At 69.8% G+C, this 24,196-nt stretch carries 18 protein-coding genes; 11 read left to right on the top strand and 7 right to left on the bottom strand.

Features of this window, described 5'->3' with window-relative positions:
• Positions 1–75: 75 nt before the first annotated feature.
• Positions 76–993 carry an alpha/beta fold hydrolase gene (locus E3T23_RS08115; RefSeq protein ID WP_134369848.1) on the top strand — a complete coding sequence of 306 codons (918 nt, stop codon included), beginning with the start codon at positions 76–78 and terminating at the stop codon, positions 991–993.
• Positions 948–1,958: an aldo/keto reductase gene (locus E3T23_RS08110; protein ID WP_134369847.1), complete on the top strand. Its 1,011-nt coding sequence runs from the start codon at positions 948–950 to the stop codon at positions 1,956–1,958. Before E3T23_RS08115 ends, E3T23_RS08110 begins: the two co-directional genes overlap by 46 nt.
• A 33-nt stretch (positions 1,959–1,991) precedes the next feature.
• On the opposite strand, the gene E3T23_RS08105 is transcribed toward E3T23_RS08110, so the two are convergent.
• The 3 genes from E3T23_RS08105 to E3T23_RS08095 all read right to left on the bottom strand — a co-directional run bounded on the left by E3T23_RS08105 (position 1,992) and on the right by E3T23_RS08095 (position 7,126).
• Positions 1,992–3,683 (bottom strand): GMC family oxidoreductase, encoded by a 1,692-nt coding sequence (locus E3T23_RS08105; protein ID WP_134369846.1) that lies wholly within the window; start codon positions 3,681–3,683, stop codon positions 1,992–1,994.
• The gene (locus E3T23_RS08100; protein ID WP_134369845.1) at positions 3,680–5,269 is read right to left on the bottom strand and encodes an AMP-binding protein; all 1,590 of its coding nucleotides are present in this window, start codon (positions 5,267–5,269) and stop codon (positions 3,680–3,682) included. Before E3T23_RS08100 ends, E3T23_RS08105 begins: the two co-directional genes overlap by 4 nt.
• 63 nt (positions 5,270–5,332) lie before the next feature.
• Positions 5,333–7,126 (bottom strand): aldehyde dehydrogenase family protein, encoded by a 1,794-nt coding sequence (locus E3T23_RS08095; protein ID WP_134369844.1) that lies wholly within the window; start codon positions 7,124–7,126, stop codon positions 5,333–5,335.
• A 193-nt stretch (positions 7,127–7,319) separates the two neighbouring features.
• Here E3T23_RS08095 and E3T23_RS08090 point away from each other — a divergent pair, with 193 nt between their 5' ends.
• A complete protein-coding gene (locus tag E3T23_RS08090; RefSeq protein WP_134369843.1) occupies positions 7,320–8,528 on the top strand; it encodes a PucR family transcriptional regulator in 1,209 nt (402 codons plus the stop codon).
• A gap of 123 nt (positions 8,529–8,651) precedes the next feature.
• On the opposite strand, the gene E3T23_RS08085 is transcribed toward E3T23_RS08090, so the two are convergent.
• Both E3T23_RS08085 and E3T23_RS08080 read right to left on the bottom strand, forming a co-directional pair.
• Positions 8,652–9,476, bottom strand: coding sequence for an aldo/keto reductase (locus E3T23_RS08085; protein WP_134369842.1), 825 nt, complete (start codon positions 9,474–9,476; stop codon positions 8,652–8,654).
• 117 nt (positions 9,477–9,593) lie between these two features.
• Positions 9,594–10,805 carry an MFS transporter gene (locus E3T23_RS08080; RefSeq protein WP_134369841.1) on the bottom strand — a complete coding sequence of 404 codons (1,212 nt, stop codon included), beginning with the start codon at positions 10,803–10,805 and terminating at the stop codon, positions 9,594–9,596.
• Between the two features lie 37 nt (positions 10,806–10,842).
• Between E3T23_RS08080 and E3T23_RS08075 the strand changes: the two genes are divergently transcribed.
• From E3T23_RS08075 to E3T23_RS08060, 4 genes are all read left to right on the top strand, one after another.
• On the top strand, positions 10,843–11,727 hold the full coding sequence (locus tag E3T23_RS08075; protein WP_198416196.1) for a sulfurtransferase: 885 nt from the start codon (positions 10,843–10,845) through the stop codon (positions 11,725–11,727).
• Between the two features lie 192 nt (positions 11,728–11,919).
• Positions 11,920–12,819 (top strand): ABC transporter substrate-binding protein, encoded by a 900-nt coding sequence (locus E3T23_RS08070; RefSeq protein ID WP_134369840.1) that lies wholly within the window; start codon positions 11,920–11,922, stop codon positions 12,817–12,819.
• 2 nt (positions 12,820–12,821) lie between these two features.
• Positions 12,822–13,889, top strand: coding sequence for an amino acid ABC transporter permease (locus E3T23_RS08065; protein ID WP_134369839.1), 1,068 nt, complete (start codon positions 12,822–12,824; stop codon positions 13,887–13,889).
• Positions 13,886–14,686, top strand: coding sequence for an amino acid ABC transporter ATP-binding protein (locus E3T23_RS08060; protein WP_277612454.1), 801 nt, complete (start codon positions 13,886–13,888; stop codon positions 14,684–14,686). Before E3T23_RS08065 ends, E3T23_RS08060 begins: the two co-directional genes overlap by 4 nt.
• Positions 14,687–14,775: 89 nt before the next feature.
• Here E3T23_RS08060 and E3T23_RS08055 read toward each other — a convergent pair whose 3' ends face one another.
• The gene (locus E3T23_RS08055; protein WP_134369838.1) at positions 14,776–15,786 is read right to left on the bottom strand and encodes an aldo/keto reductase family protein; all 1,011 of its coding nucleotides are present in this window, start codon (positions 15,784–15,786) and stop codon (positions 14,776–14,778) included.
• A gap of 120 nt (positions 15,787–15,906) precedes the next feature.
• Positions 15,907–19,770 carry an ATP-dependent RNA helicase HrpA gene (gene hrpA, locus E3T23_RS08050; protein ID WP_134369837.1) on the bottom strand — a complete coding sequence of 1,288 codons (3,864 nt, stop codon included), beginning with the start codon at positions 19,768–19,770 and terminating at the stop codon, positions 15,907–15,909.
• Positions 19,771–19,861: 91 nt separating this feature from the next.
• On the opposite strand from hrpA, the gene E3T23_RS08045 reads away from it, so the two are divergent.
• The 4 genes from E3T23_RS08045 (at position 19,862) to E3T23_RS08030 (ending at position 24,056) form a co-directional block, all read left to right on the top strand.
• Complete coding sequence (locus tag E3T23_RS08045; RefSeq protein ID WP_134369836.1) at positions 19,862–20,695, top strand: aldo/keto reductase; 834 nt, start codon at positions 19,862–19,864, stop codon at positions 20,693–20,695.
• A gap of 172 nt (positions 20,696–20,867) precedes the next feature.
• Positions 20,868–21,551: a nicotinamide riboside transporter PnuC gene (gene pnuC, locus E3T23_RS08040; RefSeq protein WP_134369835.1), complete on the top strand. Its 684-nt coding sequence runs from the start codon at positions 20,868–20,870 to the stop codon at positions 21,549–21,551.
• Between the two features lie 67 nt (positions 21,552–21,618).
• Positions 21,619–23,598 (top strand): thioredoxin domain-containing protein, encoded by a 1,980-nt coding sequence (locus tag E3T23_RS08035; RefSeq protein WP_134369834.1) that lies wholly within the window; start codon positions 21,619–21,621, stop codon positions 23,596–23,598.
• A 29-nt stretch (positions 23,599–23,627) separates the two neighbouring features.
• The gene (locus E3T23_RS08030; RefSeq protein WP_134369833.1) at positions 23,628–24,056 is read left to right on the top strand and encodes a DUF1761 domain-containing protein; all 429 of its coding nucleotides are present in this window, start codon (positions 23,628–23,630) and stop codon (positions 24,054–24,056) included.
• The last annotated feature ends 140 nt before the right edge of the window (positions 24,057–24,196 follow it).

Below are 24,196 nucleotides of genomic sequence, written 5' to 3'. Positions count from 1 at the left end.
AATCGCGTCTCGGCAGACGCGCGTGCGACGGGCGGCGACTGGAACGAGACCGCCTTTCGAGGCGATACTGGAACCATGACCTGGTGGGCGGCCCCCTTCGCACGGCTCGGCCGGCCACGCCCGCCGCTGCTGCACATCGCGACCGACGAGGGCACCGGCCCGGTCGTGATCCTCGTGCACGGCATCGCCTCGTCCTCGGAGACGTTCCGGGAACTGGTGCCGCTGCTCGTGCCCCGGCACCGGGTCATCGCCGTCGATATCCTGGGTTTCGGCGAATCGCCGATCCCCGAGGGGTGCGAGTACCGGCTCGTGGACCATGTCGAGGCTCTGGCGGCCACGATCCGGTCGCTGAAACTGCGCGAGCCGTTCATCCTGGTGGGCCACTCCCTCGGCAGCCTGATCGTGGCCCGGCTGGCCGCGCTGCCCCGCACCCGCGCGTCCCGGCGCACCCAGGTGTCCCGGGTGGTGCTCGTGGGGCCGCCGGTCTACCTGTCGCCGACCGACATCGGCGACCGCTGGGTGCGGGCCCGGGTGAACACCTACCTGCGCGCCTACGACTTCCTCCGGCTGAACAAGGAGTTCACGCTCGCGAACGCGGCCATCATCGCCCGGCTGCTGCCGAAGGGCATCTTCGAGCTGACGGAGCGCAACTGGACCCCGTTCGTGAAGTCGCTGGAGCACTGCATCGAATCGCAGACCGTGGTCAGCGACATCGCCGCCCTGCGGATTCCGGTCGACGTGGTCTACGGCGTGCTGGACGCGTTCATCGCCTTCGGCTCCATGACCGTGATCGAACGGATGCGCCACGTCACCATGCACCGCGTCGAAGCGAACGACCATCTCATCCGTCCGCGTCTCGCCCGGGCGCTGGCCCGGGTCATCGACGCCGGCGCCGGGTTCGAGGCTGCTGCCGCGTCGGATGCCGCTTCCGTGGCTAGGCTGGAGAGATGGACACACGAACCCTCGGAAGAACCGGCCGAACCGTCTCCGTGATCGGGCTGGGAACCTGGCAGCTGGGAGCGGACTGGGGTGACGTGTCGGAGAGCGACGCGACCGCGGTACTCGCGGCATCCGTCGACGCCGGCGTCACCTTCTTCGACACCGCCGACGTCTACGGCGACGGTCGCAGCGAGCAGATCATCGGCCGGTTCCTGGCCGGCAGCGACGCCGCCGCCGAGATCACCGTGGCCACCAAGATGGGACGACGGGTCGACCAGCTGGCCGAGAATTACACGCTCGCCAACTTCCGGACCTGGACCGACCGGTCCCGCACGAACCTCGGCCTGGACACCCTGCACCTGGTTCAGCTGCACTGCCCGCCGAGCGACGTGATCGCCTCCGACGAGGTCTACGACGCCCTCGACACCCTTGTCGCCGAGGGAGCCATCGCCGCCTACGGGGTGAGCGTGGAGACCTGCGACCAGGCGCTCGCCGCCATCACGCGACCCGGCCTGGCCAGCGTGCAGATCATCCTGAACGCGTTCCGGGTGAAGCCGCTCGAGGCCGTCGTGCCGGCCGCGCGCGCTGCCGGTGTGGGCATCATCGCCCGCGTTCCGCTGGCGAGCGGGCTGCTGACCGGCAAGTACACCCGGGAGACCACCTTCGCGGCGAACGACCACCGCAATTACAACCGTGACGGCAGCGCTTTCGACGTCGGCGAAACCTTCTCCGGCGTGGACTACGAGACCGGCCTGGCAGCCGCCGCGGAGTTCGCGGCGCTCGTGGCGTCGCTGCCCGAACAGAGTGCGGCCGAGGAGCTCACGCCCGCGCAGGCCGCCCTGGCCTGGGTCGCCCAGATCGACGGCGTCAGCTCCGTCATCCCCGGCGCCCGGTCGGTGCAGCAGGCCCGCGGCAACGCCGCCGCCGGTTCGGTCGCCCCGCTCAGCCCCGCGTTCAATGAGGGAGTGCAGGACATCTACGACCGGATGCTGCGCGACCAGATCCACCCCCGCTGGTAGCGCCGTTCCGGCCCGGGGCGCCCGTTCTTCCGGTCACTCCGGGCCGGACCGGGCACCCTCGCGGCCGTACTGTCGCGCCGGGGCGCTCTGCAGGAGGAGGTCGGCGGCCTTCTCGCCGATGACGATGGCCGGCGCGTTGGTGTGCCCGCGGATGATCATCGGCATGATCGACGCGTCGGCGACCCGGAGCCCGTCGACGCCGCGCACGCGCAGCTCCGGGTCCACCACCGAGCCGGGGTCGGAGCCCATCCGGGCCGTCCCGACGGGGTGGTACAGGGTGTGCGCGTGGTCGTCGATCGCCCGGTTCAGACGGTCGGCGCTGCTCAGGGAGGCACTGTCGGGCGGCATGATCAGCCGGCCGGTGGTGTCGGCGCGGAGCGCCGGCGTCTGCAGCAGGCGTTCGCACCAGGCCAGGCCGGCCAGGAGTGTGGCCCGGTCGGCGCCGTCCGGGTCACTGAGGTAGCGCGGCTCGATCAGGGGCTGGGCGAACGGGTCGGCGGAGGCGAGCAGGACCTGTCCGCTGCTGCGCGGTTGCAGCAGGATCGCGCCGACGGTCAGCCCGTGGCCGGGCGGGGGCACCAGGCCTTCCCCGACGTAGGCGACCGGGGCGAAGATGATCTCGATGTCGGCGAGGGCCAGGTCGGGTCTCGTGCGGATGAACCCGTAGGCCTCGGCGACATTCGAGGTCAGCATGCCCCGCCGGCGCACCAGGTAGTCGGCGATCTGGGCGGGCGTTCGGGCGCTGAACAGCGTGTCCCCGGTGGTCTCGGCGACGAGGCCGGAGAGCAGGTGGTCACGCAGGTTCGCGCCCACTTCGGGGGAGTGCGCCAGCACGGGGATTCCATGCCGGCGCAGGTGTGCGGCGTCTCCGATGCCGGAGAGCATCAGCAGCTGGGGCGTGTTGACGGCCCCGCCGCAGAGCACGGTCTCCTTCCGGGCCGACACGGTGACACGGCTGCCGGCCCGCAGGTACTCGACGCCGATCGCCCTGCGGCCGCGGAAGAGCACCCGGGTGGCGTGGGCGCCGGTGCGCACCGTGAGATTCCCGCGGCGTCGGGCGGGCTTCAGGTACGCGTCGGCGGTGCTGACCCTGGCGCCGCGCTGCTGGGTGACCATGGTCTGGCTGAACCCCTCCGGCCGGGCGCCGTTGGGCTGCTCGATCGGGTGGCCGAGTTCCGCGACGCCGTCCAGGAAGACATCCGTGTGGCCGCGCGGGCTGCGCTGGGGTTGGATCGCCACGGCGCCCCGGCGTCCATGCGCGGCATTCATGGCGCCTGCGACCCGTTCGACGCGCCGGAAGTAGGGCAGCAGGGCTTCGAAGGACCAGTCCGGTCCGGCCTTCTCGGCCCAGTGGTCGTAGTCGGCGGCGAAACCGCGCACCCACATCATCGCGTTCATCGAGGAGGAACCGCCGAGCACCTTGCCGCGGGGCCAGTACACGCGGCGGCCGCCGAGTGCGGGCTGGGGGGTGGTGTCGTAGTTCCAGTCGAGGGTGGAGCGGAACAGCTGGGAGAACGCGGCGGGAATGTGGATCTCCGGTTTCCGGTCGGCCGGTCCGGCCTCCAGGAGCAGCACCGAGGTCGTCCCGTCGGCGCTCAACCGTTCGGCGAGGGCCGCGCCGGAGGAGCCGGCACCCACGATGACGTAGTCAAAGGACTCGGTGTCGCCGGACCCGGCGTCAGCGGACTCGGCGTGGGGGGCCGCGGATCCCCGGCGCGCCCTCATCGGACGGCTTCCGCGGCGCGCAGGTCCTTGCGCAGGATCTTGCCGGACGCGGATTTCGGGATGCGGTCGATGAACTCGACCCGGCGCACCTTCTTATGCGGGGCCACCTGCCCGGCGATGAACGCGATCACGAGTTCGGCGCTGAGGGCGGCATCCGGCTGGAGCACGACGAACGCTTTGGGGACTTCCTCACCGTCGCCGTCCTGCACCCCGATCACCGCGGCGTCATAGATCAACGGGTGTCCGAGCAGCAGTGCCTCGAGTTCCGCCGGGGCAACCTGGTAGCCCTTGTATTTGATCAGTTCCTTCAGGCGTTCGACGATCGTCACGAAACCGTCCGAACTGACCGTGGCGATGTCCCCGGTGTGCAGGAACCCGTCGGCGTCGAAGATCTCGGCGGTGGCTTCGGCGTTGCCGAGGTAACCGAGCATGATGTTCGGGCCGCGGCAGAGCAGCTCGCCGGGCTCGCTGGTTCCCTCGGCCGGCTGGTGGATCTCGGCGCCCGTGGCCGGGTCGACCAGCCGGCACTCGATGTTCGGCAGGGTCAGCCCCACCGAATCCAGGGGGATGTCGCCCCGGTCCAGCGGGATGGCGTGCGAGACGGGACTCATCTCGCTCATTCCGTAGCCCTGCCGCACCCGGCAGTCCAGCCGGGCGGCGACGACGGCACCGAGGGTGTGGTTGAGCGACGCGGCCCCGGAGAAGATGGTGTGCACGCTGGAGAGGTCGTAGTCATCGACCAGCGGATGCTTCGCCAGCGCCACGGCGATCGGCGGGGCGATGAACACGTAGGTGGCCCGGTAATCCTGGATGAAGCGCAGAAAATCGGGCAGGTCGAACCGGGGCATCGTGACCAGGCCGGCGCGGCCGGCCAGTGCGATGTTCAGCAGCACGGTCATCCCGTAGATGTGGAAGAACGGCAGCACCGCCAGCACCCGGTCGTCGGGCTTCGCTCCGAGCAGCGGCAGGGACTGGGCGACGTTCGCCACCAGATTGCGGTGCGTGAGCATGACCCCCTTGGGGTGCCCGGTCGTGCCGGAGGAGAACGGCAGCACGGCCAGGTGGGTGGCCGGGTCGATACTGACCGACGGTGCCGGACGCCCCTCCGCGAGCAGATCGCCCAGCGACGCGTGCCCGGGCGCACCGTCCAGCACGATGACCTGGTCGGCAGCGAGACCGGCGTCGGCGGCGGCCTGCCGGGCCTGCTCGAGCAGCGGCGACACGGTGAAGAGCAGCCGGGCCCCCGAGCCGCGCAGCTGGGCGGAGATCTCCTCCGCCGTGTACAGGGCGTTGACGGTGGTAGCGGTGGCGCCGGCCCGCAGGATGCCGTGGAAGACGGAGGCGAAGGCCGGCACGTTGGGGGAGTGCAGCGCGACGACATCGCCCGGCGCGATCCCGCGGGCGGCCAGGGCCCCGGCGACGCCGTCGATCTGGGCCAGCAGCCCGCGGTAGGTGGTCTCGGCCCCCGACGGACCGTCGATGAGCGCGATTCGGTCGAGATCCGTCTCGCCGATCGTGCCGAACAGGTAGTCGTAGACGCTCAGGTCGGGAATCTCGACGTTCGGAAGCGGACTGGTGAAGACCACGGCTATCTCCTTCGATGGCGGGGCAGGTGAATCGGGTTTCGGGTCAGGCGGGATGGACGGGAATCAGGCGCGGAAGGCGGATGCGAAGACCCGGGGCATCCGCAGCCAGGACGGGCGGGCGGCGAATCCGGTGAGCAGGCGACCGGTCATGGCGGCGCTCCGAGCCGTGACGAACCAGGGTGGCTTCGGGAACAGCGCGAATTCGCCGTGCAGCACCGAGCGCGGGAAGGGGCGGAAGGGGCCGCTGACGACCGTGCGCTCGGGGGAGTCGATCAGCAGGGCGTTGTGCACGATGCCGATCCCGCTCTGCACATCGTTCAGGGTGTGCCCCGGGTAGGCCCCCCACGGCGCGGCGGCGGTGAGGAAGCCGAGGCCGGTCCACGTGTTGACGGCGATGGTGCCGTACCGCAACCGGGCCAGGGCCGTTCGGAACCCGGTGCCCAGCGCCCTGAGCGTGCGCGGGTCGGCGATGACGTTCGCACCGAGGGTGCCCAGGAAGTCCCGGTTGACGGTCTCGACGGCCGCGTCGAGGAACGCGGCGCCGCGTCCGGGGAGCTCGATCACGCCGAGAACCGGGGCGAACGTCTCCGTGGACCTGATGGCCTCCGGGTCATCCCCGGCCCCGACCCGGATCAGGACCCGGCCGCGCCCGAGGCGTTCGGCACCCGGGTAGGCGGCGACGGCATCCTCCACGCGGCCGTCGCTGCCCGGGTACCAGGCCGGGCGCGCCGGCGCGCGGCGGACGGCGGCGCGCAGCTCGGCCAGGAACGCGTCCTTCTGCGACCAGTCGCCGCTGAGCACCACGACCTGGCCGGCGATGCAGTTGTAGCCGCCGTTGTGCAGCCGCTGGGTCGCGACGTGCTCGGCCTGATAACGGAGGTCCCGGCGGCTCCAGGTTCCGGGCATCACGATGATGGGGGAGACACCACCCAGTTCGCTCGTGATCGGCTTGGACAGCAGAGGGGTCGCCGCGGCCTTCCGCTCCGCGCCTTCCGCGCCGGCGCCGAAGACGACGACGTCATGGGTCGCGGCGCTTCCGGTGATGTGCACGTGCGCGATGCCGGGATGGTGGGCGAGGTAGCCGCCGACTCTGCCGTCGCCGGTGACGATGCGCAGCACGCCGTGCTCGATCAGTGGGGCGAGGGCCGCCCGGTAGACCGGCAGCATCCGTTCCAGGACCGGATTGAGTTTCAACAGAACGACCCGATTGTGTGCGACCAGCTCGTAGAGCACATCGAGCGGCGGAATCGAGGTGATATTGCCTGCCCCGAGCACGAGGCCGACGCCCTGCGTCTGCCTCGGGTGGAGTTCTGCCAGACCGGCGCGGGACCGGACGGTGTCGGCAGAGACGCCCGGCGGCATCCAGACTTCGGCGCGGAACCCGTGCAGCAGCACCGCTTCGTAGGGGGTGTGCGGCAGGACCTGCACCGTGACGCGGCCTCCGGGGGCGGTCCCGAACCGTGCCCCGGCCACTGGACTCCGGCCCCGGCCGATCCGGGACAGGCTCTCGGCGAGCGTCGCTGCGGCCGTCAGCATCGGATAGGGCCCGGAGATCCACTCCTCCCCGACCAGCGGGGAGTCCGGGCTGAGGCCCTTGATCAGGGCGGCCGTGCGGGCCCAGTCCTCGGCCTGCGCGGCAACGCTGCGGCGCACCGCGGACAGCAGCGCAATCCGCTCGGACAGGCCCGTGCGAGCCCAGCGCTTCTCGCCGGCGGCCAATTCGGAAATCAACCCGTCGAGCGTGCCGAAGCCCTCCGTTCCGGTCGGTTCGGCCACGGTCGGTTCCGCGATGGTCGGCTCGGTGGCGTTCGGCTCGGCGATGGTCGGCTCGGCGATGGTCGGCTCGCTAGCGGTCATCAATCCCCCTTGATTGTTGACGAAGTGTTTCCGGGCGGGATGTCAGGTGCGCCGATTCTCACGCTCACACTGTTCCCGCGCTCAACTCTGACCGTGACCGGTCGGCCGCACCATGGGCCGCCGCCGCCAGTTCCAGGGGCACCATTGTGCGGCTGCACAGGACGGTGGAGCACCTGCCCCTATCATTTGAGACATGTCGGATCAGCAGGGAACCCTCGAAGTCGCCGTTGGCGCGTTGCTCTTCACCGGGCTGATCGATGCCACCGAAAAGCTGACGGATGCCGTCTGTGCCCAGATCGTCAGCGGGGAACAGGCCTACGCCGGCAACAGCCTGCTGCCCTACGAGCTGCTGCGCTCCGTGGTCGGCGAGAACATCGCGGCCCTGATCCGGGCTCTGATCGACGGGCAGGCCGTGCTCGACTCTCCCCGGCGGGCCGGGCAGGTGAAAGCGGAGCATGGCATCCCGATGGCCAGTCTGCTGCATGCCTACCGGCTGGCGGGCCTGCAGCTCTGGGAGGAGCTCGTCTCCCGTTCGGTGGCCACGCAGCGGTTCGAGGCGCTGCTCCTGGTGTCCTCGGAGGTGTGGGGAATGATCGACACCTTCTCCAACGCCGCGGCCGAATCGTATCGCGAGGTGGTCGACGCGCAGGATCGGCGCACACGGCAGGCCAGGGGGCTCATGCTGCTCGGCCTCCTCGACGGAAGCACCAGCACGATCGACGCCGGGCGGGCGCTGCGGTCGCTGGGCCTGGCGGAGAACGGCACGTTCCTCCTGGTGGCGGCCGAGCTCAGCAGCTCGGGCGCCGACTCCCTGCCCGGGATCGTGCAGACCCTGCGGACGGCCGGACTGGGCTCGGCCTGGACGAACCTGCACGGAGACCAGGTCGGCATCGTCAGCGCCCCGATCTCCGCCGAGTCCGGCACGGCCGTGGCGATTCTCTCCGCCGCGGCCACCACCCGGGTCGGCGTCAGCGCCGACTTCACCCAGATCGGCGCCGCACCGGACGCCCTCAGTCAGGCCCGGTTGGCCATCGGCTGCCGTGCTCCGGATGCCGCCGGTGCACACCGTTACGGCACCGCTCCGCTCGACGTGGTCCTGGTCGCGCAGCCGGCCTACGCCGCAGAGCTGGAGACCGCCGTCCTCGGCGGGCTCCTGGCGGCGCAGGACGGCGACGTTCTGCTGCGAACGCTCGAAGAATGGTTCGCCGCGGACGGGTCCACGGCGGAGACGGGCCGGCGGCTGCACTGCCACCGCAACACCGTGCTGTATCGCCTGGGCCGCATCACGGAACTGACCGGCCGTTCTCCGGCGCGGCCGATCGAGGCGGCCGAACTGTATGCGGCGCTGCGAGCCGCGCGGCTCGCCGGTCACGGAGCAGCCGCCGTGCGACCGCCGCGCTGAACCAATTCGACGGAGATTTTCGGTTGAAAGCGGGAATCCGGCTCGATTCGGACCGATTCCGGCACAATCCCCGTCGAATTCGTCAGGGGAGCGAGGTGGTCGCTGCCGGCATCGGTGCGGGGATCAGTCCAGGTCGTCGGGGTCCTTGCCGGTGCGCTCGCCGGAGTCGAGGGCGGCGATGGCGGCATGGTCGTCGGCGTGGAGCGTGAAGTCGAACACGTCGAAGTTCTCCCGGATGCGCACGGGCGTCACCGACTTCGGAATCACCACATTGCCCAGCTCCAGGTGCCAACGGATGACCACCTGCGCGGCCGTTTTGCCGTGCCGGGCGCCGATGGCGTCGAGGGCCTCGTTGCCGATCGCGCGGCCGCGGGCCAGCGGCGACCAGGCTTCGGTGAGGAGGCCGTGGGCCGCGTCGTACTCGCGCACGACGGACTGCTGCAGCCACGGGTGCAGCTCCACCTGGTTGATGACCGGAACGACATCCGTTTCGGCGAGCAGGCGGTCGAGGTGGTGCGGGTGGAAATTGGACACCCCGATCGACCGGGCGCGACCATCGGCGCGCAACGCCTCGAGGGCGCGCCAGGTGTCGACGTAGAGGTCCTGGCGGGGCGCGGGCCAGTGGATCAGGTAGAGGTCGACGTAGTCGAGGCCGAGTTTGGCAAGGCTCACGTCGAAGGCGCGCAGGGTCTTGTCGAGGCCGTGCTGGTCGTTCCAGACCTTCGTGGTGACGAACACGTCCTCGCGGGGGAGGCCGGAGCGGGCGATGCCCTGACCGACGCCGGTCTCGTTCTCGTACAGCGCCGCGGTGTCGATGTGGCGGTACCCGGCCTCCAGGGCGACCTGCACGGCGTCGGCCGCCGCGGCATCCGCGATCTTGTACACGCCGAGCCCGAGTTGGGGGATGCGGTGTCCGTCATGCAGGGGAAGAAGCGGCGAGAGCGTCATCCCCCCATCTAACCCTCTCGTCCGCCTGTACGGCCGCGCGAACCGACACGATTGAGGGGTGCGTGCGACGCTCAACCCCTCGATTGTGTCAGTTCGCCGTGCGACGAGCGGCTGGCGCTAGGAGACCTGCACCTGGATCGGGGCGGTGTCGGGGATCGGGCTCGGGTCGCGACCGCGCAGGTCAGGGTGCCAGCGTCGGCCGAGCGCGGGGATGATGGTGCCGAGTCCGGCGAAGCCTGCCGCGACCAGGATGGCCGCCGTGGCGCCGCTCTGGTCGATCATGAACCCGGCGATGGCGGAGCCCATCGCAGCCCCCATCAGCTGACCGGTGCCCACCCAGCCGTAGGCCTCCGCGGTGTCGCTGAACTTGACGCTGGCGGAGACGATCCCGAACAGCACGGCGAAGGCCGGCGCGATGCCGATGCCCGCCAGGAGCAGGGTGGCGGCCAGCCACCAGAAGCTCAGGTTGCCGACGGCGGCCAGGCTGAGACCCGCGGTGACGATGAGCATCCGTGCGGCCAGCGCCCACGGGCCGATCGGGGCGTGGCCGAGGGCGAGTCCGCCGATCAGCGAGCCGAGAGCGAAGATGCCGAGCACCCAGCCCGAGCTCGAGCTGCCGTGCCCGAACGCGGCCACCACACCGGCCTCGACCGCGGCGCAGGCGGCCACCAGCATGAAGCCGACGATGGTGCTGAGCATGACCGGCGGTCGTTTGAGGACGACGCCGAGCTTGCGGCGGCTGCGGGGGATGCGCACCCGGCCGACCTCGGGCAGCACCAGGAACCAGATGCCGCCGCCGATGAGGAAGATGGCGGCGAGCAGGATGCCGGCGACCGGGCTGACCTGGATGGCCACGAACGTGGCGATCACCGGGCCCAGCACCCAGATGATCTCCTGGGCCGACGCGTCCAGCGAGAACAGCGGCGTGAGCTGGCGAGAGTTGACGATCTTCGGGTAGATGGTGCGCACGGCCGGCTGGATCGGCGGCGTGGACAGCCCCGCGACCAGTCCGACGGCCATCAGAAGGTAGATGGGCATGCTGACCAGGGCCATCGTGACGATGGAGGTCGCGCACACGGCCAGGGTGGCCGTAATGACCGGGCGCATGCCCCAACGTCCCATCAATCGGCTGGTGAGCGGCCCGGCGACGGCCTGGCCGATGCTCATGGTCCCCAGCACGAGGCCGGCGGCGCCGTAGGAGTCGAAGACCCGCTCGATGTGGATCAGGAACGCGAGCGACAGCATCCCGAACGGGAAACGGGCGGTCAGTTGCGCGGCGATGACGCGAGCAACGCCCGGCGTCTTCAGAAGGGTCCAGTAGCTGCTCACTTACTCAAGTGTACGTCCGCCGAGGTAGCGTGAGCGCGTGCGAATATTGATCGAGGCCGACGAACTGGCAGCCCTGCTGCAGACCCGAAGCGACGTTCGCGTGCTGGACGTGCGCTGGAAACTGGGTGGCCCGCCCGGGCCCGGAGAATACCGCGCCGGTCACATCCCCGGAGCCGTGTATGTCGACCTGGAGTCCGAGCTGGCCGGGCCGGGCGAACCGGCCGACGGGCGGCATCCGTTGCCCACCCGTGGGGCGCTGCAGGCGGCCGCGCGCCGCTGGGGTCTTCGCGACGGGGACACGGTCGTGGTCTACGACGACCTGGCCGGGATGTCGGCCGCCCGCGCCTGGTGGCTGCTGCGCCACGCCGGGGTGCGTGACGTGCTGCTGCTCGACGGCGCGCTCGCCGCCTGGCGCGCCGCCGGCCTGCCGCTCGCCACCGGTGATCCCGCCGCGGAGACGGTTCGGCCGGGCACGGTCACCCTCTCCGACGGGGTGCTGCCTGTGCTCGACACGGATGCCGCCGCCGCCCTCGCGCAGACCGGCGCGCTCCTCGACGCCCGCGCCTCGGCGCGCTACCGCGGTGACTCGGAGCCGATCGACCCGCGCGCCGGCCACATCCCCGGGGCGATCAGCGCGCCCACGGCCGACAACCTCACCCTCGACGGGCACTTCCGCCCGGCCGTCGAACTGCGCGCCCGGTTCGAGGCGCTCGGGGTCAGCGCGGACGGCACGGCGGGCGGCATGGCACGCGAGACCGCGACCGCCACGGTGGGCGTCTACTGCGGCTCCGGCGTCACCGCCGCGCACGAGGCGGCCGCGCTGACCATCGCCGGGTTCGCGCCCGCCCTGTACCCCGGTTCGTGGTCGCAGTGGTCGAACCTGCCCGACCGCCCGGTCGAGACCGGGGATCCTCGGGCATGAAATCCGCCCGAAACACGCGCGTGGGCATACTGGAGGGGAGGAGACCCGCCCACGCTCAATAGGCGTGGCCTAAAACGTTATCTGCGCACGGAATCCGCGTGAGCGAGCTGTTATATGCTCACCTGTGTCGTATTCCGTTAACGGACCTCAAAGACGAACCAGCAACATCCGACAACCACGAAGGATTTCGCAATGCGCGCAAAATACCTGATCCCGGCGCTCGCCGCGGTCACCGCACTCATGCTCACCGGCTGCGTGGACAACTCGTCTCCCTCCACGAACGGGTCGACCGGGGGATCATCCGCCAGCACCATCGAAAAGGATGACGCGGCCGCCGCGCTGCTCCCCGCCGAGGTCGCCGACTCCGGCACGCTCAAGATCGGCACCGACCCGACCTACGCGCCGAACGAGTTCAAGGACGAGGCCGGCGAGCCGATCGGCTGGGGCATCGAACTGGCCGAGGGCATCGCCGCCAAGCTCGGCCTGACCCCCGAATTCCAGGTCTCCAAGTTCGACAACATCATCCCGAGCGTCACCGGCGAAAAGGTGAACATCGGCATGTCGTCGTTCACCGACACCGTCGAGCGCCAGAAGCAGGTCGACTTCGTCAACTACTACACGGCCGGCATCCAGTGGGCCTCCGCCGTCGGCAACGACGTCGACCCCGACGACGCCTGCGGCCTCAAGGTCGCCGTGCAGGCCACCACCTATGAGGACACCGACGAGGTGCCCGCCAAGAGCGAGGCCTGTGTCGCCGCCGGCAAACCGGCGATCGAAAAGCTGCAGTACGACACGCAGGATGCCGCGACCAACGCCGTGGTTCTGGGCCAGGCCGACGCGCTCAGCGCCGACTCCCCGGTCACGCTGTATGCGATCGCCCAGACCAAGGGCAAACTGCAGCCGGCCGGCGAGACCTTCGACGTGGCGCCGTACGGTGTCGCGGTCGGGAAGGATTCCGGACTCGGCGAAGCAGTCCAGGCTGCGCTGCAGTCGATGGTCGACGACGGCTCCTACGGCAAGATCCTCGACGACTGGGGCGTGGCCGACGGCGGTATCGACGAGATCACGATCAACGCCGCCGCGAACGGTTGACCATGAGCAGCAATGACCCGATCCGTCCGGTGGCGGGGGCAACCCCGCCACCGGAGGGCACCGGCGACACGGAGCCGATCAAGGCCATCCGGCTCCGTCATCCCTGGCGCAATGTGTTCGCCGTGGCGCTCATCATCGTCTTCGTGCTGTTCATCATCGACGCGGCCGGTCGCCCGGCCTACGACTGGCCGGCCGTCGCCCAGTACGTCTTCGACCGCCGCATCACCCAGGCGGCGCTGAACACGCTCCAGCTCACTGTGTACTCGATGGTCCTCGCCATCGCACTCGGAGTGGTCCTGGCCGTGATGCGCCTGACGCCGAACCCGGTGGTGAAGAGCCTCGCCTGGTTCTACCTCTGGATCTTCCGCGGCACCCCGGTGTACGTGCAGCTCGTGTTCTGGGGTCTCATTTCGATCATCTACCAGAGCATCGACATCGGCATCCCGTTCCTGGAGCCGTGGTACTCCTTCGAGACCAACGCCGCCCTGAACACCTTCACCCTCGCCATCATCGGCCTGGCCCTCAACGAAGCCGCCTACATGGCGGAGATCGTGCGGGCCGGCCTGCTCTCGGTGGACAAGGGTCAGGACGAAGCCGCGACGGCGCTGGGCATGAGCTGGTTCCAGACCATGTCGCGGGTCGTGCTGCCCCAGTCCATGCGGGTGATCATCCCGCCGACCGGCAACGAGGTGATCTCGATGCTGAAGACCACGTCGCTGGTCACGGCCGTGCCGTACAGCTTCGACCTGTACACGCGGTCCCGGGACATCTCCGCGGAGACGTTCAACCCGATCCCGATGCTCATCGTCGCGTCGATCTGGTACCTCTTCTTCACCTCGATCCTGATGGTCGGCCAGCACTTCCTCGAGAAGCGGTTCGCCCGCGGCGTCGGCGACCGGCAGCCCGACCGCAAGGTATCCACCCAGACCGGGGCGATCACGGGCACGCTCCCGGTGATCGGCGGTAACCAGCCGACCGTGGTGCGCCCCGCGCCCGGTGGCACGCCGCCCACCCCACCGCAGCCCAGAGACTCTGGGCCTGTCGACCTCGGACCCGGAGACGCGAAATGACCGACGTGAACACGGGGGCCGGGGCATCCGTCACGATTCCCCCCATGGTCCTGGCCGACCAGGTTTCGAAGAGTTTCGGCTCGAACGAGGTGCTCAAGGGCATCTCGCTCGAGGTGAAGCGCGGGGAGGTGATGTGCCTGGTCGGGCCCAGCGGGTCCGGCAAGTCCACGTTCCTGCGCTGCATCAACCACCTGGAGGTGCTCTCCGCGGGCCGGCTCAGCGTGGACGGTGAGCTGATCGGCTATCGGGAGATCAGCGGCAAGCTCTACGAGATGGCACCCAAGGAAGCGGCCCGGCAGCGTCGGGACATCGGCATGGTCTTCCAGCGGTTCAACCTGTTCCCGCACATGACGGCGCTGCAGAACGTGATGGAGGCGCCGATGCGGGTGAAGGGGTTGCCGAAGGCCCAGGTGGAGCAGAGTGCGCTCGGCCTGCTGGCCCGGGTGGGTCTGGCGGAGCGCGCCGACTACTACCCGGCGCACCTGTCCGGTGGGCAGCAGCAGCGGGTGGCGATCGCCCGCGCACTTGCGATGGAGCCCAAGCTGATGCTCTTCGACGAGCCGACCAGCGCGCTCGACCCTGAGCTCGTCGGGGAGGTGCTCGACGTGATGAAGGGTCTGGCCAAATCGGGCATGACCATGATCGTGGTCACCCACGAGATGGGCTTCGCCCGGGAAGTCGCCGACTCGCTCGTCTTCATGGATGGCGGTGTGGTCGTCGAAGCGGGCGACCCGGACGAAATCCTGACCAACCCGCAGCACCGCCGCACGCAGGCGTTCCTGTCGAAGGTGCTCTAACACGACCGACGCCGTTCGTTCCGAGAGTCCCCGCAGCTGCGGCGGTTCTCGGAACGAACGGCGATTGTCGTTGAGGCCGACCGCTCTCGTTACGCCGGGCGGCTCTGCGGTGCGGTGGCCGAGGTCATCGCGGAGTCGTGCTCCACGGCGTCGCCGAGCACCTCGTCGATCTGCTTCATGCTCTCGGCCGGGATTTTCACGCCCGCGGCCTTGACGTTCTCGCGCACCTGCTCCGGGCGGGAGGCTCCGACGAGGGCGGCCGAGACGTTGTCGTTCTGCAACACCCAGGCCACGGCCAGCTGCGCCATCGACAGGTTCAGGTCGGCGGCGATCGGCTCGAGCTTCTGCACCCGGGTGAGTACGTCGTCGTTCATGAAGCGGCTGATCATGTCGGCACCGCCCTTGAGGTCGGTGGCGCGCGAGCCGGCCGGCGGGGTCTGGCCCACCTTGTACTTGCCGGTGAGCACACCCTGGGCCACCGGGGACCAGACGATCTGGCCGATGCCGAGCTCGCGTGAGGTCGGCACGACCTCGTCTTCGATGACACGCCAGAGCATCGAGTACTGCGGCTGGCTCGAGATCAGGTTGAAGCCCAGCTCCTTCGAGAGGGCGTGGCCGGCGCGGAGTTGCGCGGCGGTCCACTCGCTGACGCCGATGTACAGCGCCTTGCCCTGCCGAACGATGTCGGCGAAGGCCTGCATCGTCTCTTCCAGCGGGGTCTCGGTGTCGAAGCGGTGCGCCTGGTAGAGGTCGACGTAGTCGGTCTGCAGCCGGGTCAGCGAGCCGTCGATCGACTCCATGATGTGTTTGCGGGACAATCCGACGTCGTTGTGGCCGCGCGGCCCGGTGGGCCAGTAGACCTTGGTGAAGATTTCGAGGCTTTCGCGGCGCTGGCCCTTGAGGGCGTCGCCGAGAACGGACTCCGCCTTGGTGTTGGCGTAGACGTCGGCGGTGTCGAAGCTGGTGATCCCGACGTCGAGGGCGGCATGCACGCACTGCGTGGCGATGTCGTTCTCGACCTGCGAACCGTGGGTGAGCCAGTTGCCGTAGGTGATTTCAGAGATTTTCAGGCCTGATGAACCGAGATAGCGGAATTCCATGCCTCCAGCCTAGGCGAGCGCTCCCGCTTGAAGGAAAAGGTCGGTGAAACGAGATCGCTGAGGGGTGCGCGGATGCCCCAACCCCTCACAGCTGTCGTCTCACCGAGACGGCGGGCGGCGTCAGCCGGTCAGCGCCTTGTGGATGCGCTGCAGGGAGACGGGCTCCGCGGCCTTGAGCTCCTGGGCGAAGAGGCTGATCCGCAGTTCCTCGATCAGCCAGCGGGCGCGCACCAGGTTGGCGGCCGCGTTCGCCTGCAGGGGGATCTTGCCGCCGGCCTCCTCGAACCGGCCCGTGGCCGTCTGGCTCTCGTTCATCCAGACCCGGTCGCGGCTGGGATTGTCGCCGAGCTTCACGATGCGGGCGGTGATGCCGGTCAGGTAGCGCGGCAGGTGACGCAGCTGCACGAGACCGGTGGCGCTCACGAAACCGGGGTAGACGAGCCCGGCCAGCTGAGCGCGGGCATCCGTCAGTGCGGGGAGCAGGGCCATGCTGGTGGATGCCTTGAGCGCCTTGTCGGCGGTGCGGGCGGCGGCGAGGATGCGGGCGACGAGGCCGACCGTGTCGAACATGGAGTCCATCACCACGCCGGACACCCGGTCGCGGATGGTGTCGAATTCGGCGCGCATGAACACCTGGCCACCCGGCTTCACCCGGAAGAGCACGTCGTCGACGCTCGCGGCGAGGCAGTCGTCGAACAGCGCCTGGGTGCTGCGGTACGGGCTGGTGGCCAGGCTGAGCTTCTCGGCGCCGGTGAGGTGCTGCTGCACGTAGGCGACCGGGGAAGGTGTGGCGAGCAGCAGCAGGCGGCGCACACCACCCGGCAGGGTGCGGGTCTGCTCGGCCTCCGTGCTCATCATACGGATCGCGACCGAGGTGCCCTCGTCGACCAGGGTCGGGTAGCCGCGGATGGTGTTGTCGCCCTGCTTGGTGTCGAGGAAGCGGGGCAGCTCCGGGAAGTCCCAGGTGGTGAGCCCGGAGCGCTCGATCGCATTGGTGGGGGTGGCAGCGGATGCCGCGGCGACGCTCTCCCGGGCCTGGGTGCCGAGCCGGCGCTGCAGCTCGAGGAGGTCCTTGCCGGAGGCGATCGGGCGACCGCGTTCGTCGACGACGCGGAACGTCATGCGAAGGTGGGACGGCACCCGGACCAGCTCGAAGTCGGTCGCCGTCACCGGCACGTAGGTGAGTTTCTGGATCAGGGCGGCGAGCGTCTCGGTGAAGGGCGCGTCGTCCCGGTCGAACATCGAGCCGCCCGAGACCCCGGGCGACACTTCTCCCGGCGCCGGCGGCAGCTCGTTCAGCAGCCGCTTCGCCCAGTCGCCCGCCGGCACCACGTTGCGACGGATGCTCTTCGGCAGCGACTTGATCAGGGCCGTGACCAGATCGGCGCGGAGTCCCGGCACCTGCCAGTCGAAACCGGTGGGGGAGAGCCGGGCGAGCAGGGCCAGCGGGATCTGCACGGCCACGCCGTCGTCGTCCGCGCCCGGCTCGAACCGGTAGCTGAGCGTGAACTTCTGGTCGCCCTGGCGCCAGATCGGGGGGAACACGGCCTCGTCGATCTCCGGCGCGTCCTCGGGGACCAGCGCCTCGGCGGTCATCGTGAGCAGGTCGGGCGTCTGGGTGCGCGCCTGGCGCCACCAGGTCTCGAACGTGCGCGTGGAACAGACGTCGGCGGGAATGCGTTTCTGGTAGAACTCGAAGACGGCCTCGTCGTCGAAGAGGATGTCGCGGCGCCGCGTGCGCTCCTCCAGCTCGGCGAGTTCCTTGCGCAGGCTCGTGTTCGCCCGGTCGAAGGCGGTGACCCGCTGGTCGATGCGGTCGAGGTCCCATTCGCCCTCGACCAGGGCGTGCCGGATGAACAGGTCGCGGGCGTACGCCGGGTCGACCCGGGAGAATTGGATTCGGCGGCGCGGCACGATCGGCACCCCGTAGAGGGTGACCCGTTCGTAGGCGACGACCGCGCCCTGCTTCTTCTCCCAGTGCGGTTCGGAGTAGCTGCGCTTGCAGAGGTCCCCGGCGAGCGGCTCGGCCCAGGCCGGGTCGACGACCGCGTTCATCCGGGCGAAGAGGCGGCTGGTTTCGACCAGTTCCGCGCTCATCACGGCGTTCGGCTGCTTCTTCGCCAGCGCCGAGCCCGGGAAGATCACGAACCGCTGCTGGCGCGCGCCGATGTAGTCCTTCTTGGCGGTGTCCTTGAGCCCGATGTGGGACAGCAGCCCGGCCAGGAGCGAGCGGTGGATGCCGTCGGGATTCACGCTGGGATCACCGATGTGCAGGCCGAGCGGCTTGGCCATCTGGCGCAGCTGCTTGTAGACGTCCTGCCACTCGCGCACCCGCAGGTAGTTGAGGAACTCGTTCTTGCACAGGCGCCGGAACGCGCTGGAACCGAGCTCCTTCTGCTGCGTCTCCAGGTAGTTCCAGAGGTTCAGCAGGCTGAGGAAGTCGCTGGTCGGGTCGGTGAACCGGGCGTGCTGCTGGTCGGCCTGCGCGCGGCGCTCGAGCGGCCGTTCGCGCGGGTCCTGAATGGTGAGCCCGGAGACGATCACCATCACCTCGCGGCTCACCGCCTGCGTCTTCGATTCGATCACCATCCGCCCGAACCGTGGGTCGATCGGCAGCTTCGCAAGCTGCTGCCCGATTCGCGTCAGTTTGGAGATGCCGGATTTCTGGCCGGTGGTGACAGCGGCCACCGCGCCGAGCTCGGCGAGCAGGTCCAGACCGTCCTTGATGCCGCGCGAGTCGGGCGGGGTGAGGAACGGGAACGCGGCGATGTCGCCGAGGCCGAGCGAGATCATCTGCAGGATGACCGCGGCCAGATTCGTGCGCAGCACCTCCGGCTCGGTGTACTCGGGGCGGCGGGTGAAGTCCTCCTCCGAGTAGAGGCGGATGGCGATGCCGTCGCTGGTGCGGCCGCTCCGGCCCGAGCGTTGGTTCGCGGATGCCTGCGAGATGGCTTCGATCGGCAGTCGCTGCACCTTCGAGCGCACGCTGTACCGGCTGATCCGCGCGGTCCCGGCGTCGATGACGTAACGGATGCCCGGCACGGTCAGGCTGGTCTCCGCCACGTTCGTGGCCAGCACGATCCGGCGCCGCACACCGGCGACCTTCGACGGCTGGAACACCTTGTGCTGGTCGGCGGACGAGAGCCGGCCGTAGAGCGGCAGGATCTCGGTGGGACTCGTGCGCCCCGAGGAGGCGTACTTGCCCTGCAGGGCGTCCGCGGCATCCCGGATCTCGGTCTCGCCGCTGAGGAAGACCAGAACGTCACCGCTGGACTCCCGGTCGAGCTCGTCGAGCGCGGCGGAGATCCCCTCGATGTAGTCCCGGTCGACCGTGGGCGCGGCATCCGTCGTGTCGTCGTCGTCGCCGTCCATCGCCTCGGCGACCAGCGGGCGGTAGCGGATCTCCACCGGGTAGGTGCGCCCGGAGACCTCGATGATCGGGGCCGGCGTGCCGTCGGGCGCGGCGAAATGCTCGGCGAAACTCTGCGGGTCGATCGTCGCGGAGGTGATGATGAGCTTGAGGTCGGGGCGCTGCGGCAGCAGCTGTCGCAGGTAGCCGAGCAGGAAGTCGATGTTGAGGCTGCGCTCGTGAGCCTCGTCGATGATGATCGTGTCGTATTTGCGGAGCATCCGGTCGCGATGCATCTCGTTGAGCAGGATGCCGTCGGTCATCAGCTTGATCCGGGTGTTCGGGCCGACCTGGTCGGTGAACCGCACCTGGTAGCCGACCGTCTGGCCGACCTCCTGGCCGAGCTCCTCGGCGATGCGCTCCGCGATCGTGCGCGCGGCGAGCCGGCGGGGCTGGGTGTGACCGATGTTCTCCCGGCCCAGTTCCAGGCAGATCTTCGGCAGCTGGGTGGTCTTGCCGGAGCCCGTCGCCCCGGCGACGATGACCACCTGGTTGTCACGGATGGCGCGGGCGATGTCCTCCCGGCGCTGGCTGACTGGAAGCTCGGGCGGGTAGGTGATGTCGACGGGGATCATGAGCCTTCTATCGTATGACCTCCGTGTGACCGTGCGGTGAACGGTGGATGCTGCCCAGACTCGCGTAGCTGCCCCGACCTAGGGTGGACCAATGACTCTTTCTGCTCCCACTCTCACCCTCAACGACGGCCACACCATCCCGCAGCTCGGATTCGGTGTCTTCAAGGTCGAACCGGATGAGACCACCCGCATCGTCAGCGACGCCCTCGACGTCGGCTACCGGCACATCGACACGGCCGCCATCTATGGGAACGAGGCCGGCGTCGGTGCCGCGCTCGGGGCATCCGGAATCGCGCGCTCCGACCTGTTCGTGACCACCAAGCTGTGGAACGACCGGCAGGGCACGCAATCGGCGTTCGACGCGTTCGACGAGAGCCTCGAGAAGCTCGGGCTCGACTACGTCGACCTCTACCTGATCCACTGGCCGGCGCCCGCCAACGACCGCTACGTCGAGAGCATGAAGGCGTTCGAGCAGATCCGCGAATCCGGTCGGGCCCGGTCGATCGGCGTGTCCAACTTCCTGGTGCCGCACCTCGACCGCCTGCTGGCGGAGACGGATGTCGTGCCGGCCGTCAACCAGATCGAGCTGCACCCGGCGCACCAGCAGCCCGAGGTCACCGCGTTCGCCCGCGCCAACGGCATCCAGATCGAGGCGTGGGGGCCGCTCGGCCAGGGCAAGTACCCGCTCTTCGAGGAGCCCGTCGTGACCGTCGCGGCCGAGGCGCACGAGAAGACGCCGGCGCAGGTGGTCATCCGCTGGCATCTGCAGACCGGCAACATCGTCTTCCCCAAGTCCAACCGCCGCGAGCGCATGATCGAGAATTTCGACGTGTTCGATTTCGAGCTCAGCCGAACCGAGATGGCCACGATCTCCGCCCTCGAGCGCGCCGGCCGGGTGAGCGCGCACCCCAACGACGTGAACTGACCGTTGCGCCCTGCCGGCGCCGAAAACACCTCGCCGAACCGTGAGAAAGCATTCTCTGACGGGCCTCCGGAGGGGCGAAACTCACGGTTCGGCGAGGGTGCCGGGGAAAAAGCAGTCCGGCCAGGGGGTTAAGTTGGGGAGGGCGAGAACCGCCCGGCGAGGAAGATGACGGATGAACCCGATCGAGTGGCTTTTCGACGCACAGCTGCAGATCGGTACCCAGACGATTCTCTGGCGGGAGATCGTCGGCAACGCGTTCGGCATCCTGAGCGCCGTCGGCGGGATGCGCCGCAAGGTGTGGGCCTGGCCGGTCGGAATCGCGGGGAACGTGCTGCTGTTCACGGTGTTCCTCGGCGCCGTCTTCGGCACCCCCAACCCGGTCAATCTGCTCGGCCAGGCTGGGCGGCAGATCATGTTCATCATCGTGTCGATCTTCGGCTGGATCCAGTGGTCGCAGCATCGCCGCGGGGTGGCGCAGGATGCCGTCGCCCCGCACTGGGCCGGTGCTCGCGCGCGCATCCTGCTCGGACTCGGGCTCATCGTGGGCACCCTGGTGCTCACCCCGGTGTTCCGGGCGCTCGGCTCGTTCGAGCCGGTCTGGGCCGATGCCTGGATCTTCACCGGCTCACTGCTGGCCACGTACGGGATGGCGAAAGGCTGGACCGAATTCTGGCTGATCTGGGTGGCCGTCGACATCGTCGGGGTGCCCTTGCTGCTCAGCGCCGGCTACTACGCCTCCGCCGTCCTCTACATCTTCTACGGCGCGTTCACCCTGGCCGGCTTCTTCATCTGGATGCGGGTGCAGCGCCGCGCCCGCGGGGCCCTCGCCGTCGACCTGGCGACCGCCCGCTCCTGACCGGACGAGGAGTTCACCTCACGGTTCGGCGGGAGCGGCAGAGCGGGGGCAGCGGCACAATGGAGGCATGTCCAACCGCCTGTTCGACGCAATCAGCCCCTATCTGCGCTCGCACGCCGACAATCCCGTGGCCTGGTACGGCTGGGGCGTGGAGCCCTTCGTGGAGGCTCGGCTGCGTGATGTGCCCGTGCTCGTCTCGATCGGCTACTCGACCTGCCACTGGTGCCACGTCATGGCCCGGGAGAGCTTCAGCGACCCGGAGCTCGCCGACTACCTGAACCGGCACTTCGTGAGCATCAAGGTCGACCGGGAGGAACATCCCGAGGTCGACGCCAGCTACCTGGCCGCGGCCGGCGCCTTCGTGAGCGGGCTCGGCTGGCCGCTCAACGTCTTCGTCACTCCCGACGGGCAGGCGTTCTACGCCGGCACCTACTTTCCGCCGCTGCCGTTGCCGGGACATCCGTCCTTCCGACAGGTGCTCGAAGCGGTGACGGATGCCTGGACCACCCGCCGCGCCGAGGTCACCGAGAGTGCCTCCCTCGTCGCCGAGGCGCTCGCCGCCGCCGCGCAGCAAGGCGCCGGCGGGTCGCTGCCGGGCCCCGCCGCTCTCGACCGGGCCGCGGCCGAACTCGTAGCCCTGGAGGACCCCCGCTTCGGCGGGTTCGGCGACGCGCCCAAGTTCCCCGCGGCGCCGGCACTCGGGTTCCTGCTCGGCCGGGCGGGCACCGAGGCAGGCGCCGAGGCGGTCAGCACCGAGGCGCGTGCGCTCGCCCTGCGCACTCTCAAACGTCTGGGTGCCTCGCCCCTGCGCGACCCGGTGGAAGGCGGATTCTTCCGCTACGCCGTGAACCGGGACTGGAGCGATCCGCACTACGAGCGCATGCTCTACGACAACGCGCAGCTGTTGGACCTCTACACGCAGGCGTGGCAGCTCACCGGAGAGCGGTGGGCGCGAACGGTCGCCGAGGGCGTCGCCGGATTCCTCACGACCGTGCTGCGCCTGCCCGGGGGCGGGTTCGCCAGCGCCCAGGACTCCGAGAGCACCGTCGCCGGGCGCCGGGTCGAGGGCGTCTACTACACCCTGGACGAGGACGCCCGCCGGCAGGAAGAGCCGCCCGCCCTCGACGAGAAGGTGCTCACCGGGTGGAATGGGCTCGCCATCGCGGCGCTGGCCCGGGCCGGGTTCGCCTTCGCCGATCCCGAACTCACGGCGGCGGCCGCTCTGGCCGCCGACCACCTGCTCGATCTCCACCTGCGCCGGGACGGCAGCCTCGTGCGAGCCTCCATCGCCGGGCGCACGTCGGCCGCCCAGGCCACCCTGGAGGACTTCGGGATGTCTGCACTGGGTCTCCTCGAGGTTGCTCTGGCCACGGGCGAGGTGCGCTATGCCGCGGCCGCGCGCCGACTCATCGACGGCACGCTGGGGGGAACGGATGCCGGAACGGTATCGCCCGCCGCCGACACTCCCGACGCCGACGCCGACGCGCTCGACGCCGACGCCGCCACCGCCGCGCCCGACACCGCCGGCGGCATGCCGTTCCGCGCGCCCGACGGGCCCGACCCGGTGCTCGCCGGGCAGGGACTCGCCCTGGACGTCGACCCGTCGGAGGGGGCCTATCCGTCCGGGATCACGGCGACCGCCGAGGCGGCGAACCTGCTGTACCTGCTGACCGCCGACGACCGCTACCGCACGGCGGCCGCCGCCGCGATGGCCGGGCTGGCCGAGCGGGCGCTCGAACGCCCGCTCGCCTTCGGGGCGGCCCTGCGCCTGTCGAGCGTGCTGGCCGGCCCCGTGGAACAACTCGTGGTGGTCGGGCCGGACGTGGCCGCCTCCGGGACACCCTCTGCCCTGATCGATGCGGTGCGCCGCCGCCGGAGCGGACTGGTCGCATCCGTCACCGCGGGCCAGGCGCAGGCGTTCGCCGATGCCGGCTTCGAGCTGTTCCGCGACCGGGTCGCGCGCGAGGACCGGCCGACGGCGTACCTCTGCCGCGACTTCGCCTGCCGCCTGCCCGTCACCGACCCGGCCGACCTGCCCCTGGTCTGAGCCGACAACCAACCGAAAGGACCGCTGCAATGGTTCCCGAAATCAACATCTGGGCCGTGCTCCTGGCCACCGCATCCAGCATGGTCGTCGGTGCGATCTGGTACTCCCGACGGGTGTTCGGCACCTACTGGATGAAAGCGGTCGGCCACGACGAGGAAAGCACGCGCACGGGCTCCACCGCGCCGCTGGTCGTCACCGTCATCGTCAGCTTCATCACCGCCTGGGTGCTGGCCGGCGCCGCCGCGATCGCACAGGCGTTCTACGGCGGCGACTTCCTGGTCAACGCCCTGCTGACGGCCGTGATCCTCTGGGCCGGGTTCACCGCCGCCCGCATGGTCACCCACGACGCCTTCGACCGCCGCCCCTCCGGACTGACCGTGCTCAACATCGCCCACGAACTGGTCACCCTGCTGCTGATGGCCGTGATCATCGGCCTGTTCGGGATCAGTGCCGGGTAACGGATGCCGGGGCGGGACCGCGCGGCGGCGCCCGACGGGCGACGTAGGATGAGAGCGGCGCCACCGCGTTCCGCCGGCTGCTTCGCTCCCGGTTTCTGAACCGGTCGTCGCTGTCCGGCGTCCACAGACGCACTCTCCCC

Source organism: Cryobacterium cheniae (assembly GCF_004403395.1).
GTDB lineage: Bacteria > Actinomycetota > Actinomycetes > Actinomycetales > Microbacteriaceae > Cryobacterium > Cryobacterium cheniae.
The sequence above is the reverse complement of the archived record's forward strand: the minus strand, read 5'-3'. Positions and strand labels throughout refer to the sequence as shown.

Excerpts from the sequence above, each read along its gene's own strand:
- E3T23_RS08115 (WP_134369848.1), top strand. The coding sequence starts at position 76 with ATGACCTGGTGGGCGGCCCCCTTCGCACGGCTCGGCCGGCCACGCCCG.
- E3T23_RS08110 (WP_134369847.1), top strand. The coding sequence starts at position 948 with ATGGACACACGAACCCTCGGAAGAACCGGCCGAACCGTCTCCGTGATC.
- E3T23_RS08105 (WP_134369846.1), bottom strand. The coding sequence starts at position 3,683 with ATGAGGGCGCGCCGGGGATCCGCGGCCCCCCACGCCGAGTCCGCTGAC.
- E3T23_RS08095 (WP_134369844.1), bottom strand. The coding sequence starts at position 7,126 with ATGACCGCTAGCGAGCCGACCATCGCCGAGCCGACCATCGCCGAGCCG.
- E3T23_RS08090 (WP_134369843.1), top strand. The coding sequence starts at position 7,320 with ATGTCGGATCAGCAGGGAACCCTCGAAGTCGCCGTTGGCGCGTTGCTC.
- E3T23_RS08085 (WP_134369842.1), bottom strand. The coding sequence starts at position 9,476 with ATGACGCTCTCGCCGCTTCTTCCCCTGCATGACGGACACCGCATCCCC.
- E3T23_RS08070 (WP_134369840.1), top strand. The coding sequence starts at position 11,920 with ATGCGCGCAAAATACCTGATCCCGGCGCTCGCCGCGGTCACCGCACTC.
- E3T23_RS08065 (WP_134369839.1), top strand. The coding sequence starts at position 12,822 with ATGAGCAGCAATGACCCGATCCGTCCGGTGGCGGGGGCAACCCCGCCA.
- E3T23_RS08060 (WP_277612454.1), top strand. The coding sequence starts at position 13,886 with ATGACCGACGTGAACACGGGGGCCGGGGCATCCGTCACGATTCCCCCC.
- E3T23_RS08055 (WP_134369838.1), bottom strand. The coding sequence starts at position 15,786 with ATGGAATTCCGCTATCTCGGTTCATCAGGCCTGAAAATCTCTGAAATC.
- hrpA (WP_134369837.1), bottom strand. The coding sequence starts at position 19,770 with ATGATCCCCGTCGACATCACCTACCCGCCCGAGCTTCCAGTCAGCCAG.
- E3T23_RS08045 (WP_134369836.1), top strand. The coding sequence starts at position 19,862 with ATGACTCTTTCTGCTCCCACTCTCACCCTCAACGACGGCCACACCATC.
- pnuC (WP_134369835.1), top strand. The coding sequence starts at position 20,868 with ATGAACCCGATCGAGTGGCTTTTCGACGCACAGCTGCAGATCGGTACC.
- E3T23_RS08035 (WP_134369834.1), top strand. The coding sequence starts at position 21,619 with ATGTCCAACCGCCTGTTCGACGCAATCAGCCCCTATCTGCGCTCGCAC.
- E3T23_RS08030 (WP_134369833.1), top strand. The coding sequence starts at position 23,628 with ATGGTTCCCGAAATCAACATCTGGGCCGTGCTCCTGGCCACCGCATCC.